The sequence below is a fragment of the Yersinia sp. 2553 StPb PI genome (assembly GCF_052217105.1).
Lineage (GTDB): Bacteria > Pseudomonadota > Gammaproteobacteria > Enterobacterales > Enterobacteriaceae > Yersinia > Yersinia enterocolitica_E.
Genome location: NZ_JAZGPX010000002.1, coordinates 2,785,231 through 2,800,729 on the forward strand (window position 1 = coordinate 2,785,231; position 15,499 = coordinate 2,800,729).

The window sequence follows — 15,499 nt, forward strand, 5'->3', positions numbered from 1 at the left end:
AACCGAAGTTCAAATGTGTACTGCTTTGGTCACTCTTCAAGACTTTGATATTTCTTCTGCCTGCCGAAACAGGCTTCGATATCGTCTTGCGAGTGCCCACACAGATTGTCTGATAAATTGTTAAAGAGCGTTCGTTACCCGTTTGCCTTTCGGCGAATCTTACGGTAACGCGGGAGGCAGATAATACGCTTTCCCGCTGAAGAGTCAAGAGTTTCTTTGGTTTCTTTCGAAGTCAAAATCATTCTTTTCGCTTCCTGACCCGGCGAAGTATGTTTCGTTGTTCCCGGTCAGTGGAGGCGCATTATAGGGAGTTCCTGCCAGCCTGCAACCCCTAATTTGAAAAAACTTTTCAACCGCTCATTAATACGGCAAAAATCGCAAATATGGCGAAAAAGAAAACAAAAAGGGGGCGATTTCTCGCCCCCTTGAGGATTAACGATTACTGTCTGGCAATGATATGCCCGTTTTCCACATCTAAAGTAACAGGTACTCCCGGGATTAATTTGCCGGAAAGTATCTGCTGCGCCAGCGGGTTCTCGATTTCCTGCTGAATCGCGCGTTTCAATGGCCGTGCACCATAAACAGGGTCAAAGCCGGTTTCCCCCAGGAACTCCAACGCAGGTTGAGTAATGGTAACCTGATAGCCACGCTCTTCCAGACGTTTATACAGCCGCTCCAGTTGAATACTGGCAATTGAGGCCAGATGTGCTCGACCAAGCGGATGGAAGACAACCACCTCATCTATACGGTTAATAAATTCAGGACGGAAGTGATGGCTAACAACCTCCATCACCATATTCTTCATTTCGGTATAACTTCTTTCACCGAAACGTTCCTGAATCAAATCTGAACCGAGGTTAGAGGTCATGATGACAACCGTGTTACGGAAATCAACCGTTCTCCCCTGCCCGTCAGTCAAGCGACCATCATCCAATACCTGCAACAAGATGTTGAACACATCAGGATGTGCTTTTTCCACTTCATCTAACAAGATTACAGAATAAGGACGACGGCGCACCGCTTCCGTCAGATAACCACCTTCCTCATAGCCAACGTAGCCCGGAGGTGCACCAACCAGCCGAGATACGGAGTGTTTCTCCATAAACTCTGACATATCAATACGCACCATGGCATCGTCGCTGTCGAACAAGAACGTGGCCAATGCTTTACATAATTCAGTTTTACCTACCCCCGTCGGGCCTAAGAATAAGAAGGAACCAATTGGCCGGTTCGGATCTGATAACCCAGCACGACTACGGCGGATAGCATTGGATACTGCTTCGACTGCTTCATCCTGACCAATGACACGTTTATGCAGGTCTTGTTCCATGCGCAGCAGTTTATCGCGTTCACTTTCCAGCATGCGTGATACCGGAATACCCGTCCAGCGCGCCAGGACATCAGCAATCTCAACCTCAGTGACACGATTGCGCAGCAACTTCATGGTTTTCCCTTCCAGCGCATTGGCTGCCGCTAGCTGTTTTTCCAACTCAGGGATTTTACCGTACTGAAGTTCTGACATCCGAGCCAAGTCACCCACACGTCGAGCCTGTTCTAAGGTAATTTTGGCCTGTTCCAACTCAGTCTTAATATTCTGAGTCCCAGTCAGTGAGGCTTTTTCAGCTTTCCACTCTTCTTCCAGCTCAGAATACTCACGCTCTTTCTGCTCTAATTCGGTATTGAGCATTTCCAGCCGTTTTTTACTGGCGTCATCGGATTCTTTGTTCAGCGCTTGCTGTTCCAGTTTCAATTGGATAATTCGGCGCTCCAGCCGATCCAATGATTCTGGTTTTGAATCCATTTGCATACGGATACTGGAACCGGCTTCATCGATCAGGTCAATGGCTTTATCCGGTAACTGGCGATCCGAAATATAACGGTGCGACAGTGTTGCCGCGGCAACAATTGCCGGGTCGGTGATCTGCACATGGTGATGCAGTTCATATCGCTCTTTAAGCCCGCGCAAAATAGCAATGGTGTCTTCGACTGTCGGTTCCGCAACATAGACTTTCTGGAAACGCCGCTCCAGCGCCGCATCCTTCTCTATATACTGGCGATATTCGTCCAGGGTGGTCGCACCGACGCAATGCAGTTCACCGCGCGCTAACGCAGGTTTCAGCATGTTACCAGCATCCATCGCCCCATCGCCTTTCCCAGCGCCAACCATGGTATGCAATTCATCAATAAACAAGATCACACTACCTTCTTGTTTTGATAAATCGTTCAACACGCCTTTTAGACGCTCTTCAAATTCACCACGATACTTAGCACCGGCAATCAGTGAGCCCATATCTAATGACAGCACACGTTTATGTTTCAGGCCTTCAGGCACTTCGCCATTGACGATACGTTGTGCCAACCCTTCCACGATGGCGGTTTTACCGACACCGGGTTCACCAATTAATACCGGGTTGTTTTTGGTACGACGTTGTAACACCTGAATAGTACGGCGAATCTCTTCATCACGGCCAATCACCGGATCAAGTTTCCCCTGCTCTGCACGCTCAGTCAGGTCGATAGTGAATTTTTTCAACGCCTGACGCTGATCTTCGGCGCCTGGATCATCGACTTTGTCACCACCACGCATATTTTCAATTGCCTTATCTATTTTATCAGTTGTTGCACCGGCAGCCTTTAACATGTCAGTTAAGGTGCCGCGGTCTTCAAGCACTGCCAACACGAACAGTTCTGAAGAGATAAACTTATCTGCACGCTTTTGCGCTAACTTGTCACAAAGATTCAATACACGTACCAGCTCGTTTGATGGTTGAACATCACCGCCGGTACCTTCAACTTGTGGAAGACGACCTAAAGCCTGCTCAATGTCGCTGCGCAAACTGGCAACATTAATACCCGCCGAGGTCAACAATGGGCGAACCGTCCCCCCATCCTGATTGAGCAGTGCGCTCATCAAATGTAACGGTTCAATAAACTGGTTGTCGCGCCCAAGCGCTAAAGACTGGGCATCGGCGAGGGCAAGCTGGAATTTGCTAGTAAGACGATCCAGACGCATAACACCTCCGATATTGGTCAAAATTGCTACTGGAGATTAGATGAGGTCATCCCTCAAATTTTCAAGGTTATTTCGACACTATATTTAAAGTAATTCGTTATGCGTCAGCGGATCGTCCTAATTCAGTAGGTTATATCAGCCAGACTAAACTTGCCATACGTCCAGTGATTCCATCGCGCCGATAAGAGAAAAATTGCTGTTTTTCACTCACAGTACAGCGATTACCGCCATAAATAGCGTGAATGCCTGCAGCCTGTAGCCGCAAATGAGCCAATAGATAGATGTCAGCGAGATATTTAGTGCCTGAGGGAACAAAAGCAGAGGCGGATGCTGGGTCGATATTGATAAAGGCCTGTTTCACCTCTTCACCCACTTCGAACTGCTGTGGGCCAATGGCTGGGCCTAACCAGGCAATAATAGAAGCAGGGGCCGCGTTGAACTGCGCCAGCGTCTGTTCAAGGACGCCAGCACATAAACCGCGCCAACCAGCATGTGCGGCCGCAACTTCATCGCCTGCTAATGAACAAAACAGGACCGGTAGGCAATCTGCGGTCATTACGGTACAAACTTGCCCGGCAACCCGGCTATAAGCCGCGTCAGCCTGTACATCAGCTACCGCCTTACCATCCAGATGCAGGACACGAGTACCATGCACCTGCTCCAACCAAACAGGCATTTGCGGCAAGCCAGCCAGTTCAACTAATCGCTGGCGATTAGCTGTCACACTGGCTGCAACATCACCAACATGGGTACCAAGGTTTAATGAATCATAAGGCGATTCGCTGATACCACCGTGACGGGTGGTGCTACATGCCTTAACACCGGCAGGCATCGGCCAGTCTGGAAGTATCAGTTGGGGACTCATTACCAATCCATCTGGTCTTTGAATTCTTCAGTATCAGCCTTCAGCGCATTTATCAGCTCAACCATATCTTCTGGTAATGCTGCATGCCATTCCATTTGGATACCACTGATAGGGTGATACAAACGCAGCATGGTTGCATGCAATGCCTGACGATCAAAACCACGCAGAATGGAAATAAAGGAATCAGAGGCGCCTCTAGGTGGGCGCGGACGGCCACCATAAAACTGATCACCCACCAGTGGATGGTTAATATGAGACATATGCACGCGGATCTGATGGGTACGGCCCGTTTCTAAACGCAAACGCAGGCGGGTATGGGCGCGGAAATGCTCCATAATCCGGTAATGGGTAGTTGCTGGTTTACCCATTGGGTGCACAGCCATGTGAGTACGCTTGGTGGAATGACGAGAAATTGGCTCATCGACCCGACCGCCCGCAGTCATATTGCCAATGGCTACGGCTTCATATTCACGGGTAATTTCACGCGCTTGCAGTGCTTCAACCAAACGCGTTTGTGCCGGAACCGTTTTTGCTACTACCATCAAACCAGTAGTATCTTTATCCAGGCGATGAACGATACCCGCGCGCGGGACATCCATGATTTCAGGATAATAATAGAGCAGCGCATTCAGAACCGTACCATCTGGGTTGCCGGCTCCGGGATGCACAACTAAACCACGGGGTTTATTAATGACCAAAATATCGTTATCTTCATAGACGATATCCAGTGGGATGTCTTGAGGCGCCCAGCGGGCATCTTCCTCAATTTGCGCGTCAATGGCGACGAGCTCACCACCCAACACTTTTTCTTTAGGCTTATTAATTGTTTTACCGTCGACTGTAACCCTGTCTTCCAAAATCCACTCTTTTATGCGAGATCTTGAATAATCAGGGAACAATTCGGCCAAAGCCTGATCTAACCGTTGACCGAGTTGAGATTCGGCCACCGTTGCGCTGAGTTGTACTTGTTGTGCCATATGCAGCTTCTTGTTCGTTAACGTTGGGTTTTGACGGCGATGCCGTTTAATATAATGTGCTATTGTATCTAGATCTTTGTCGGGAGCTTAACGGACAGTCTCCCGGAATAACACTTCGAGGATAATCAAAACGTCATGACGCGTATGAAATATCTGGTGGCTGCCGCCACGTTGAGCCTGGTGCTGACCGGTTGCTCCAGTAACAAGGACGTGGTTCCCGATAACCCGCCTTCTGAGCTCTATGCTACCGCTCAGCAAAAACTGCAGGACGGTAACTTTAAGGGAGCTATTACGCAACTAGAAGCGTTAGATAACCGCTATCCTTTCGGGCCTTACTCCCAACAAGTTCAGCTTGATTTGATTTATGCGTATTATAAATCTGCTGATCTGCCGTTGGCGCAAGCCTCAATCGATCGCTTTATGCGCCTCAATCCAACACATCCTAACATCGATTACGTATTATATATGCGTGGTTTGACTGACATGGCTCTGGATGACAGCGCATTGCAAGGTTTCTTCGGGATTGATCGTTCAGACCGCGACCCGCAACATGCCAAGGCCGCATTCCGCGATTTTAACCAGTTGATTCAAAACTATCCGAACAGCCAGTACGCAACTGATGCGCAAAAACGCCTGACGTTCTTGAAAAATCGTCTGGCCAAGCATGAACTGGCCGTGGCGCAATATTACACTAAACGAGGCGCTTACGTCGCGGTAGTTAACCGTGTAGAACAAATGTTGAGAGATTATCCTGATACTCAAGCAACCCGTGATGCGTTGCCATTGATGGAAAATGCTTATAAACAACTGCAACTCAATGCCGAGGCAGACAAAGTTGCCAAGATAATTGCAGCGAACCCAGCCTGATATTGTCTGGCTCGATAAAATAACAAACGGCAGCCTAGGCTGCCGTTTTCAATTCTTGCCTTACGGCAGATGTTCACTTTACTGGTGTAGGCCGAGAAAACTCACTGCATCAGACTATCGCGCTAATATGCTATCTAAAACAGAAAAATAACGCCGTTTTTAACTGAATGCAGGCAATATAACTTATCAATAATGCGGCATTATAATCAATGATTCAAGCCCCCAGCCGCTATTCCTGACGTTGAATCACAGTTCCCATGACCTTTGCAAAAAGTGACAAAAAAAAGTGACCTTGATCATACATTTTGTGAGAAAGAGAGGTATGCTGAAGTTATCCAAGACGGAGCAGACAGAGAGGTAAGTCATATGACAGTCAACATTACCAGTAAGCAAATGGATATTACCCCAGCAATTCGCAAGCATGTTGAAGACCGTCTCACCAAACTGGATAAATGGCAGGCCCAGTTAATAAACCCGCACATCGTACTGTCTAAAGGTCCACAAGGATTTGTTGCCGATGCAACTATCAGTACACCAATGGGGCCATTGGTTGCCAGTGCCAAACATGATGATATGTATGCTGCAATTAATGAGCTTATCACCAAACTAGAACGCCAATTAAATAAAGTGCAGCACAAAGGTGAAGCTCGCCGCGCAGCAAGTAGTGTTAAAGAAGCTAATCTGGAATCAGTAGATGTAGAGGAAGAAGAGTCCGAGCAAGAACAATAGCCGGAGCCATCCATCTCATTTCGGATCTAACGCGCCTTTGGGCGCGTTTTTTATTGACAGCAATTCAGGCTGGCGGTTAATTTAGAGTCTGATCAGTTTTAAGAACTGACTTTCTTTACTATTTTTTTCGTGGCAACACACTTACGAGTAAAACAGGTAACCAGTAACGATGATCAATAAAGTGTTTTTCTTCGCATTCTTTTTTACCTTCCCCTGATTGGGAGGCGTTTCGTCGTGTGATAAAGAATGCGAAGACGAACAACAAAGCCTCCCAAGCGGGAGGCTTTTTTTATGTGTATATCCTCGTCATACTTCAAGCTGCATGTGCATTGGCTACCTTCCTGCTGCTCGAATTATTTAGGGTATAATCATTCAGAAAAATAAGGCAAATCCCTATGACCGATAATCCATTACTGGTGCTACGTGAACGCATCAGCGCACTAGACTTAAAACTGCTCGCCTTGCTGGCAGAGCGGCGTGAATTAGCAGTGGATGTCGCTAAAGCTAAGCAGCTCCATCATCGTCCTATTCGCGATAAAGAGCGTGAACGTGACTTACTGGATGCCTTGATAACTGCCGCTAAGCCCTATGACCTCGACGGATTCTATGTCACTCGTCTGTTCCAACTTATTATCGAAGACTCGGTCTTAACTCAGCAGGCACTGTTACAACATCAGCTTAATCAAACCGCCCTGCATTCTGCCCGTATCGCTTTCCTGGGCCCAAAAGGCTCTTATTCACATCTGGCTGCACGTCAATATGCCGCTCGTCATTTTGAGCAACTGATTGAATGTGGTTGTCAGAAATTCCAAGATATTTTCACTCAGGTAGAAACCGGGCAAGCGGATTACGCCGTCTTACCGATAGAGAACACCAGTTCCGGCTCTATTAACGACGTTTATGATTTGCTGCAACACACCAGTTTGTTCATCGTAGGGGAAATAACCAACCCTATTGACCACTGTGTTCTGGTTGCAACTGAAACTGACCTGAGCAAAATCGAAACCGTATACAGTCACCCACAACCTTTCCAGCAGTGCAGCCAGTTCATTAATCGTTTCCCTCATTGGAAAATTGAGTATTGCGAAAGCACTGCTGCGGCGATGGAAAAAGTGGCACAAATGAACTCGCCAACAGCCGCCGCTCTGGGTAGTGAAGCCGGTGGTGCACTGTATAATTTGCAGGTGCTGGAACATAATCTGGCGAATCAGCAACAAAATATCACTCGCTTCATTGTTCTTGCCCGTAAGTCCATTGAAGTTTCAGAGCAGATACCGGCCAAAACCACCTTAATTATGGCGACGGGTCAGCAATCAGGGGCACTGGTTGAAGCACTATTAGTGCTGCGAGACCACGGTATCATCATGACGAAACTGGAATCCCGCCCGATTAATGGCAATCCGTGGGAAGAGATGTTTTATATTGATGTGCAGGCTAATTTACGGTCCGATTCGATGCAAAAAGCGCTGGCAGACTTAGCACCTATTACCCGTTCATTGAAAATATTGGGTTGCTACCCAAGCGAGAACGTGATTCCGGTCAATCCAAGTTAACGCAGCTTTAGAGATTCACAACGCTTAGGATTTACAAGGCCCAAGGATGGGCCGAGTAACAAGTGCAACCAATGACGGGTATGATTATAGCCGGCTATCGTTCGCCTGACGCAGCAATGAACGGCTCTCCACCAGAAAACGCTCTGCATAATCGCCAAACCAGTGCTCAACTTTCTGAAAACTTTGGACAAAGGCTTGTTTATCACTCTGCTCGAGCAAAGTAATCGCTTCACCAAAGCGTTTGTAATAACGTTTAATTAGCGCCAGATTATCTTCCGAAGACATAATAATATCGGCATAAAGCTGTGGGTCTTGCGCAAACAACCGCCCAACCATCGCCAGTTCCAGACGATAAATCGGTGAAGACAGTGCCAACAATTGCTCTAGCTGCACGTTTTCCTCAGCCAGATGTAGCCCATAGGCAAAGGTCGCAAAATGCCGTAATGCCTGAATAAATGCCATATTCTGATCATGTTCGACAGCGCTGATGCGGTGTAATCTTGCCCCCCATACCTGTAACTGCTCCAACAGCCACTGGTATGCTTGCGGGTCGCGACCATCACAATACACCACCACTTGCTTCGCCAGACTGCCCACATCAGGGCCAAACATCGGATGCAGACCCACAACCGGCCCTTCATGAGCAGCCAGCATGGCTTGCAGCGGCTTGTTTTTCACCGAAGCGAGATCCAATAAAATGCAATCTGGCGGTAATTTTGGCAATCGCCCAATCACTTCTTCAGTGATATGGATGGGTACACTAACAATCACCATACCAGCATCCGCCAGAATGGACTCAGCCTGTGGCCAGTCCTCTTGCTCCAGTGTTTTCACCTGGTAACCAGACAAGCCCAGCATGCGGCTAAATAAACGCCCCATCTGCCCTTGCCCACCGATAATGACTACGGGCCGCAATTGTGGGCACAAGGTTTTAAAACCTTTGTCATTCTCGCTGGTATAAGACTCTCGCATTATCCGACGCAATACGTCTTCAATCAAATCCGGCGGTACACCTAAAGCCTCAGCTTCCTGTCGGCGTGAGGCCAACATCAAAGCCTCACGATCTGGAACATAAATAGGTAAACCATAACGGCTTTTAACTTCACCTACTTCTGCCACTAAATGCAGGCGTTTAGCCAGCAAGTCCAACAGGGCTTTATCGACTTCATCAATTTGATCGCGTAAAGCGGTCAGTTCAGCCACCATACTTACTCTTCCTCTACAGTCCGTGCCGCCAGCACTGAACGCAATTCTTGATGCATGCCACGTAACAAGGTTTCGGTGCTTTCCCAGTTAATACAGGCATCGGTCACTGAAACCCCGTAGTGCATAGCAGTACGGGGTTGTTCAGATGACTGATTCCCTTCGTGGATGTGGCTTTCCAACATCACACCGGTGATAGAACGATTACCCGCCTTGATCTGTTCAACCACAGATTCAGCGACGGCAGTCTGGCGACGGTAGTCTTTATTCGAATTACCATGACTGCAATCTATCATTAAGGATGGAGTGAGTCCCGCATCCTGCATCTGTTTTTCACACTGAGCGACATCTTGTGCACTGTAGTTAGGGGTTTTGCCACCACGTAAAATCACATGACCGTGTGGATTGCCCTGGGTTTGCAACAAACAAACCTGACCGGATTGGTTAATTCCCATAAAGCGATGTGGCATAGCCGCAGCACGCATTGCATTGATTGCGGTGCCCAAACTGCCATCAGTACCATTCTTGAATCCAACTGGCATGGATAAACCAGATGCCATTTCACGGTGAGTTTGTGATTCAGTGGTACGCGCACCAATTGCTGACCAACTGAACAAATCACCCAGGTATTGCGGGCTATTCGGATCCAGTGCCTCAGTTGCCAACGGCAACCCCATACCCACTAAATCCAGCAGTAATCGACGGGCAATATGTAAGCCAGCTTCCACATCGAAAGAGCCATCCATTGCCGGGTCGTTGATAAGGCCTTTCCAACCGACAGTAGTTCTTGGTTTTTCAAAATAGACACGCATAACGATATATAAGCTATCACTCAACTCCGCAGAGAGTGTTTTCAAACGACGCGCATAATCCAGAGCAGCATCCACATCGTGGATCGAACATGGGCCACAAACGACTAATAAACGTGGATCTCGTCCTTGAACAATGTCAGCAATGGTTTTGCGAGCGGATTCAATCGCATACTGATCATTGTCGCTCAAAGGAAACTGGTTTTTCAGTTCTTCCGGGGTTATCAGTATTTGTTCAGCACTGATATGGACATTATTGAGCGCATCTTTTTGCATGATCATATTCTTTACCCTATCTCTGTTTAGCGGATGTCGTTTAGCGTATTTATCGTTTGATGGGGTACACAATACCATGGCGTGTAAAGTTTTCAATCCATATGTGTAAATAAATAATTACCACACTTTTACCGCCCTATTTCTGTCCGACTTTTGCGGTAAGTCGCAGTTTCCGCAGATGGTCCCAACCTCCCTCGGAGGCCATGATAGAATGCGGAAAATTTGTGGAGGCTGTATGTTAAGAGTCATCATCGTCGACGATGAGCAACCTGCGCGTGAAGATTTACGCGAAAGACTAAGTGAAGAACACGATATTGAGATCGTCGCCGAATGCAGTAATGCACTGGAAGCAATCCCTGCAATCCAGCGCTTACAGCCCGACGTGGTGTTTCTCGACATCCAAATGCCAAGAATTAATGGCCTGGAATTGGCATCAATGTTGAATCCAGAAAACATGCCACACATCGTGTTTGTTACCGCTTACGATGAATATGCTATCCGTGCATTTGAAGAGCACGCCTTTGACTATCTGTTAAAACCACTCGATTATCAACGGCTGGCAAAAACGCTAATACGCTTAAGACGCGGCCTTACCGTAAATAATAATTTACATAAAATCACTGAACCCATGCTGCGGCATATCCCCTGTTCCGGTCATAACCGTATTTTTTTGCTGAAAATTGAAGAAGTAGAATATCTAAGCTCTGAGCTTAGCGGGGTGCATGTCGTCGGGACAGTGCAATCAGGCTATACCCAGTTGTCACTCAAAACACTCGAAGAAAAAACACCATTTATCCGCTGCCACCGTCAATATATGGTGAATACTGAACAACTGGGAGAAATTCAACTGATGGATAACGGCTCAGCCGAAGTGATTACCCGTAGCGGTAGGCATATCCCGGTGAGTCGCCGCTACTTAAAATCACTGAAGGAGAAATTAGGTATTAGTTGAGAGATGTGGCAGTTAAAAATCACAGAAAATTCCCCGACCGATTGTACGCTTTATCAATGCATGCCAATCATTAACAGCATGGCGGTGCCAACGCAAAAGGAAAACCGCCCTCAAGTTATGATCCAATTGATAATATTAATGTGTTAAAACGGGAAATAATAAGTGTTATTAGAAAATTAACACATTAATTGAATACAATATTTATACATTATTTTCACAATCAGACCATATATCCCATAATTCCCTCCTCACGCCACTTTAATTAATTAGAAAAGTCTGGGCTGATATAAAAATAGAGGCAGATCTCAGATTTAATTAATTACATAACTAAACAATACTCCCTTGATATTAGCCAAGTTTTAATCAATACAATCTGTGCTCTGATAGAGAAAGTCGAGTAAGAGCCATGCTCATTGCTTAAAACCAGCAAATACCTAACCGAATTTCATTCATGTTGGAAGCAAGGGAACGTTATGATAACACTACAATTTATAATTATAATTATATGTCTACTACTGGGGACACGCTACGGAGGTATGGGGCTGGGGTTAATAAGTGGTATCGGCTTATTTATTCTAACCTTTATCTTTGGGCTTGAACCAGGGAAACCACCAGTAGATGTCATGCTCACCATATTAGCTGTTATTGGTTGTGCATCTGTATTACAAACTGCCGGTGGATTAAATGTAATGATGCAATTTGCCGAGCGCTTATTACGTCGGCACCCTCAGCATATTACGCTACTAGCTCCATTTACAACCTGGTCATTAACCTTTTTATGTGGCACCGGGCACGTTGTTTATACCATGTTCCCGATTATTTCTGATATTGCCATTAAGAAAGGTATTCGCCCGGAACGACCAATGGCTGTTGCATCCGTTGCTTCACAAATGGCTATTACCGCCTCACCCGTATCGGTAGCTGTCGTATCATTAGTATCAATTATTGGTGCCAACCACGGTATCGGCCATGCTTACAGCATTCTGGAGATTCTGGCCGTATCAGTCCCAGCCTCTTTAGTTGGGGTACTAATGGCAGCCTTGTGGAGTCTGCGTCGTGGTAAAGACCTGGATAAAGACCCTGATTTTCAAGAGAGAATTAAAGATCCAGAGCAACGCTCCTTTATCTATGGTTCAACAGATACATTATTGAATCAGGTTTTCCCGAAACAAGCCTACTGGTCTACCTGGATATTCTTCGCAGCTATCGCAATAGTGGTATTACTGGGCGCTTTTGCTGATCTGCGACCAGCCTTTGAAGTTAAGGGCAAATTGCAGTCACTGTCAATGAACCTGGTTATTCAGATGATGATGCTGATAGCTGGTGCGGTTATATTGATGGGCTGTAAAGTTAAACCCAGTGATATCTCTAACGGTGCCGTATTTAAAGCTGGCATGGTTGCTATCTTCTCGGTATTCGGTGTTGCCTGGATGAGTGATACCTTCTTCCAAGCCCATATGGGTGATTTGAAACTGGTATTGGAAGATGTCGTGAAAAGTAAGCCTTGGACTTATGCCATTGTTCTGTTCTTGGTTTCCAAACTGGTAAACAGCCAAGCGGCAGCATTAGCCGCCATCGCACCAATGGGCCTGCAACTTGGTGTTGATCCTAAAATGTTGATTGCCTTCTTCCCTGCAGCTTATGGCTACTTTGTTCTGCCAACTTATCCAAGCGACCTTGCTTGCATCGGTTTTGACCGTTCAGGTACCACCAAGATTGGTAAATTTATCATTAACCATAGTTTTATCATCCCAGGTCTTATCGGTGTTATTAGCTCGTGTATCACCGGTTACCTACTGGTAACGACCTTTATGTAATTACTCGGTATACAGATGATATGCAAAGAGGCCAGTCCATTGTGAACTGGCCTCTTTAATTTTGTGGCATAAGAATTTCATGCTGTGAACAAAATATCTGTTTTTATTATTTTATTACTCACAGTAAAAAGTTGATACACTCTTTTTATTACATTTTAAGAATTAACTCATCGGAAAAACCTTCTTATTATAATTAATTATTCAATCCGAAATATCTTCTGATTTAGTTGGATCACAACTGCTACAATGCGGGCCGCAGCACAAAAATCATTTTTTTCACCATGGGCCTATTATGTTTTCTTTGCGTCATACCAGGGCGTTGCCGTTTTATCTCAGCGCAATCGCTTTATCCCTCATCAGCACTTCAGTTCTTGCTGATGGGACTGTTTTTACTGCCTTAGATGATCCAGCTACAGCCAAGAAGAGCTTTGATGGTACTGTCGAGGCTGGCTATACCGCACAATCAGGTAATACCACTAACTCAACGTTGACCGCTAACTCAACGTTAACCTGGTTCCAACCTAACACCGCCTATAGTTTGTGGGGAGCCGCACGTAATACCAGCGCTAACAATCAACGCTCTTCCGAACGTTACCAGCTAGGCGGGCGTACCCGCTATAATCTGACTGACAGTAACTACCTGTTCGGGCAAGCCAGTTGGCTGAATGATCGCTACAACGGTTTTGATTCCCGGTCGGTATTAACTACCGGTTATGGCCGCCAGATTATGACCACACCGTTGCACAACCTACGGGTGGAATTTGGTCCCGGTGTTCGCCACGATGAATTTTATGGTGGTGGTCGAGCCACTAAAGCATTGGCTTATGGCGGTGCGAACTATACCTATCAACTAACTGATAATACGGTGTTTAGCGAAGGGGTTTCCGCATTAGCGAACGAAGAAACTACACTGAACTCTGAAACTGCGTTAAATGTTGCCATCAATAAAAGTTTCGCACTGCGCCTGGCTTATGTTGTGACTTATAACACTAAGCCACCTGCCAGCGCGCCTAAAAATACTGATACCACAACATCAATAACTCTGGTTTACGGCCTGTAATCATCTATTAGTCTCTTTAGCGTGGTGTGATGCCACGCTAATTATCTCAGTTCGCCTTCCCCCACTTATCGCGCTGAAATCTCTGTCGTTTTTTTGTCATCATTGAAATAAAAAAAGGGGTCAGCCGATGGCTAACCCCTTCATAACTATTAACTTTTGGATGCAGCGCTAGCTGTATCTTAGTTAAGACGCTCTTTAATACGAGCAGACTTACCAGTACGCTCACGCAGATAGTACAGTTTCGCTTGACGAACGGCACCACGACGTTTCACAGTAATGCTGTCGATTACTGGGGAGTGAGTTTGGAATACACGCTCAACACCTTCGCCGTTGGAAATTTTACGAACGGTGAACGCAGAATGCAGACCGCGGTTACGAATAGCGATAACCACGCCCTCGAATGCCTGCAGACGCTTTTTAGAACCTTCAACAACCCATACCTTCACTTCCACGGAATCACCCGGACGGAATGCAGGTACGTCCTGCTTCATCTGCTCTTGTTCGATTTGCTTGATAATATTGCTCATAATAAGTCTCTTACCCTAGGTAAACTGATATATCAGGAAGTTGGCACGCGGCACAACACTCCTTTCATAGTTCTGTTGCTTCAGGGCTTGTGTTCCCGTTGGAACTCAGCCAGCAACACCATTTGCTCGTCAGTCAGAGCTAGGCTTTCTAGAAGTTCAGGTCTTCTAAGCCAGGTACGGCCCAGCGACTGCTTTAAGCGCCAGCGACGAATCTCGGCATGGTTGCCCGACAGTAATACTGGCGGAACTTCCATCCCTTCTAACACCTCAGGACGAGTGTAGTGTGGGCAATCCAGCAATCCATCAACAAAGGAATCTTCCTCTGCTGAAGCCTGATGACCTAGCACTCCCGGGATAAAGCGGGATACTGAATCTATCAGAGCCATTGCCGGCAGCTCTCCACCGCTGAGAACGTAATCACCAATTGACCATTCTTCATCAATTTCGGTTTTCAGTACGCGCTCATCAACACCTTCGTACCGACCACATACCAGAATCATCTTCTGATTGGTAGCCAATTCGCAAACACCCTGTTGGTCCAGTTTGCGCCCTTGAGGTGACAGATAAATCACCTTTGCTCCCTCGCCTGCCGCTGCTTTTGCTGCATGAATGGCTTCCCTTAGCGGTTGCACCATCATCAGCATTCCCGGGCCACCGCCGTATGGGCGGTCATCCACGGTACGATGCCGATCGTAGGTAAAGTCACGAGGACTCCAACACTGCACGCTCAGCAGGCCATTTTTTACTGCCCGGCCAGTTACCCCGTAATCGGTTATTGCGCGGAACATCTCGGGAAACAGGCTAATAACACCGATCCACATCGTTTTGTTCCACTCACTTTTGCCGTTTAA

The 15,499-nt window shown here is 46.7% G+C and carries 13 protein-coding genes and 1 other annotated feature; of the genes, 6 read left to right on the forward strand and 7 right to left on the reverse strand.

Features of this window, described 5'->3' with window-relative positions; translation table 11 throughout:
• Positions 1-439: 439 nt before the first annotated feature.
• From clpB to rluD, 3 genes are all read right to left on the reverse strand, one after another.
• A complete protein-coding gene (clpB, locus tag V2A84_RS14330) occupies positions 440-3,013 on the reverse strand; it encodes an ATP-dependent chaperone ClpB (RefSeq protein ID WP_372558124.1) in 2,574 nt (857 codons plus the stop codon).
• Positions 3,014-3,143: 130 nt separating this feature from the next.
• The gene (gene yfiH / locus V2A84_RS14335; RefSeq protein ID WP_083160213.1) at positions 3,144-3,878 is read right to left on the reverse strand and encodes a purine nucleoside phosphorylase YfiH; all 735 of its coding nucleotides are present in this window, start codon (positions 3,876-3,878) and stop codon (positions 3,144-3,146) included.
• Entirely contained in the window at positions 3,878-4,855 is a 978-nt protein-coding gene (rluD, locus tag V2A84_RS14340; protein ID WP_083160215.1) for a 23S rRNA pseudouridine(1911/1915/1917) synthase RluD, read from the reverse strand. Before rluD ends, yfiH begins: the two co-directional genes overlap by 1 nt.
• Positions 4,856-4,990: 135 nt before the next feature.
• Between rluD and bamD the strand changes: the two genes are divergently transcribed.
• The 3 genes from bamD (at position 4,991) to pheA (ending at position 8,004) form a co-directional block, all read left to right on the forward strand.
• Positions 4,991-5,722: an outer membrane protein assembly factor BamD gene (bamD, locus tag V2A84_RS14345; RefSeq protein WP_032905545.1), complete on the forward strand. Its 732-nt coding sequence runs from the start codon at positions 4,991-4,993 to the stop codon at positions 5,720-5,722.
• Between the two features lie 366 nt (positions 5,723-6,088).
• Positions 6,089-6,451: a ribosome-associated translation inhibitor RaiA gene (raiA, locus tag V2A84_RS14350; protein ID WP_083160217.1), complete on the forward strand. Its 363-nt coding sequence runs from the start codon at positions 6,089-6,091 to the stop codon at positions 6,449-6,451.
• Positions 6,452-6,619: 168 nt separating this feature from the next.
• Positions 6,620-6,744: a sequence feature (Phe leader region), on the forward strand.
• A gap of 102 nt (positions 6,745-6,846) precedes the next feature.
• The gene (gene pheA / locus V2A84_RS14355; protein WP_083160219.1) at positions 6,847-8,004 is read left to right on the forward strand and encodes a bifunctional chorismate mutase/prephenate dehydratase; all 1,158 of its coding nucleotides are present in this window, start codon (positions 6,847-6,849) and stop codon (positions 8,002-8,004) included.
• A gap of 84 nt (positions 8,005-8,088) precedes the next feature.
• On the opposite strand, the gene tyrA is transcribed toward pheA, so the two are convergent.
• On the reverse strand, positions 8,089-9,210 hold the full coding sequence (tyrA, locus tag V2A84_RS14360) for a bifunctional chorismate mutase/prephenate dehydrogenase (protein WP_083160221.1): 1,122 nt from the start codon (positions 9,208-9,210) through the stop codon (positions 8,089-8,091).
• A gap of 2 nt (positions 9,211-9,212) precedes the next feature.
• Entirely contained in the window at positions 9,213-10,292 is a 1,080-nt protein-coding gene (locus V2A84_RS14365) for a 3-deoxy-7-phosphoheptulonate synthase (protein ID WP_083160223.1), read from the reverse strand.
• 235 nt (positions 10,293-10,527) lie between these two features.
• Between V2A84_RS14365 and btsR the strand changes: the two genes are divergently transcribed.
• The 3 genes from btsR (at position 10,528) to V2A84_RS14380 (ending at position 14,121) form a co-directional block, all read left to right on the forward strand.
• The gene (gene btsR / locus V2A84_RS14370; protein ID WP_083160225.1) at positions 10,528-11,244 is read left to right on the forward strand and encodes a two-component system response regulator BtsR; all 717 of its coding nucleotides are present in this window, start codon (positions 10,528-10,530) and stop codon (positions 11,242-11,244) included.
• Positions 11,245-11,717: 473 nt separating this feature from the next.
• The gene (locus V2A84_RS14375; RefSeq protein ID WP_372558120.1) at positions 11,718-13,061 is read left to right on the forward strand and encodes an anaerobic C4-dicarboxylate transporter; all 1,344 of its coding nucleotides are present in this window, start codon (positions 11,718-11,720) and stop codon (positions 13,059-13,061) included.
• A 292-nt stretch (positions 13,062-13,353) separates the two neighbouring features.
• Positions 13,354-14,121, forward strand: a complete 768-nt coding sequence (locus V2A84_RS14380; protein WP_083160229.1) for a DUF481 domain-containing protein — start codon at positions 13,354-13,356, stop codon at positions 14,119-14,121.
• 179 nt (positions 14,122-14,300) lie between these two features.
• Here the strand turns inward: V2A84_RS14380 and rplS are convergent, their stop codons facing one another.
• Together rplS and trmD are read right to left on the reverse strand one after the other, a co-directional pair.
• Positions 14,301-14,648, reverse strand: a complete 348-nt coding sequence (gene rplS / locus V2A84_RS14385) for a 50S ribosomal protein L19 (RefSeq protein WP_005182038.1) — start codon at positions 14,646-14,648, stop codon at positions 14,301-14,303.
• Between the two features lie 80 nt (positions 14,649-14,728).
• A complete protein-coding gene (trmD, locus tag V2A84_RS14390; protein ID WP_005182033.1) occupies positions 14,729-15,469 on the reverse strand; it encodes a tRNA (guanosine(37)-N1)-methyltransferase TrmD in 741 nt (246 codons plus the stop codon).
• Positions 15,470-15,499: the final 30 nt, after the last annotated feature.

Coding starts and splice junctions, on each gene's coding strand:
- clpB (WP_372558124.1), bottom strand. CDS start 3,013: ATGCGTCTGGATCGTCTTACTAGCAAATTCCAGCTTGCCCTCGCCGAT.
- yfiH (WP_083160213.1), bottom strand. CDS start 3,878: ATGAGTCCCCAACTGATACTTCCAGACTGGCCGATGCCTGCCGGTGTT.
- rluD (WP_083160215.1), bottom strand. CDS start 4,855: ATGGCACAACAAGTACAACTCAGCGCAACGGTGGCCGAATCTCAACTC.
- bamD (WP_032905545.1), top strand. CDS start 4,991: ATGACGCGTATGAAATATCTGGTGGCTGCCGCCACGTTGAGCCTGGTG.
- raiA (WP_083160217.1), top strand. CDS start 6,089: ATGACAGTCAACATTACCAGTAAGCAAATGGATATTACCCCAGCAATT.
- pheA (WP_083160219.1), top strand. CDS start 6,847: ATGACCGATAATCCATTACTGGTGCTACGTGAACGCATCAGCGCACTA.
- tyrA (WP_083160221.1), bottom strand. CDS start 9,210: ATGGTGGCTGAACTGACCGCTTTACGCGATCAAATTGATGAAGTCGAT.
- V2A84_RS14365 (WP_083160223.1), bottom strand. CDS start 10,292: ATGCAAAAAGATGCGCTCAATAATGTCCATATCAGTGCTGAACAAATA.
- btsR (WP_083160225.1), top strand. CDS start 10,528: ATGTTAAGAGTCATCATCGTCGACGATGAGCAACCTGCGCGTGAAGAT.
- V2A84_RS14375 (WP_372558120.1), top strand. CDS start 11,718: ATGATAACACTACAATTTATAATTATAATTATATGTCTACTACTGGGG.
- V2A84_RS14380 (WP_083160229.1), top strand. CDS start 13,354: ATGTTTTCTTTGCGTCATACCAGGGCGTTGCCGTTTTATCTCAGCGCA.
- rplS (WP_005182038.1), bottom strand. CDS start 14,648: ATGAGCAATATTATCAAGCAAATCGAACAAGAGCAGATGAAGCAGGAC.
- trmD (WP_005182033.1), bottom strand. CDS start 15,469: ATGTGGATCGGTGTTATTAGCCTGTTTCCCGAGATGTTCCGCGCAATA.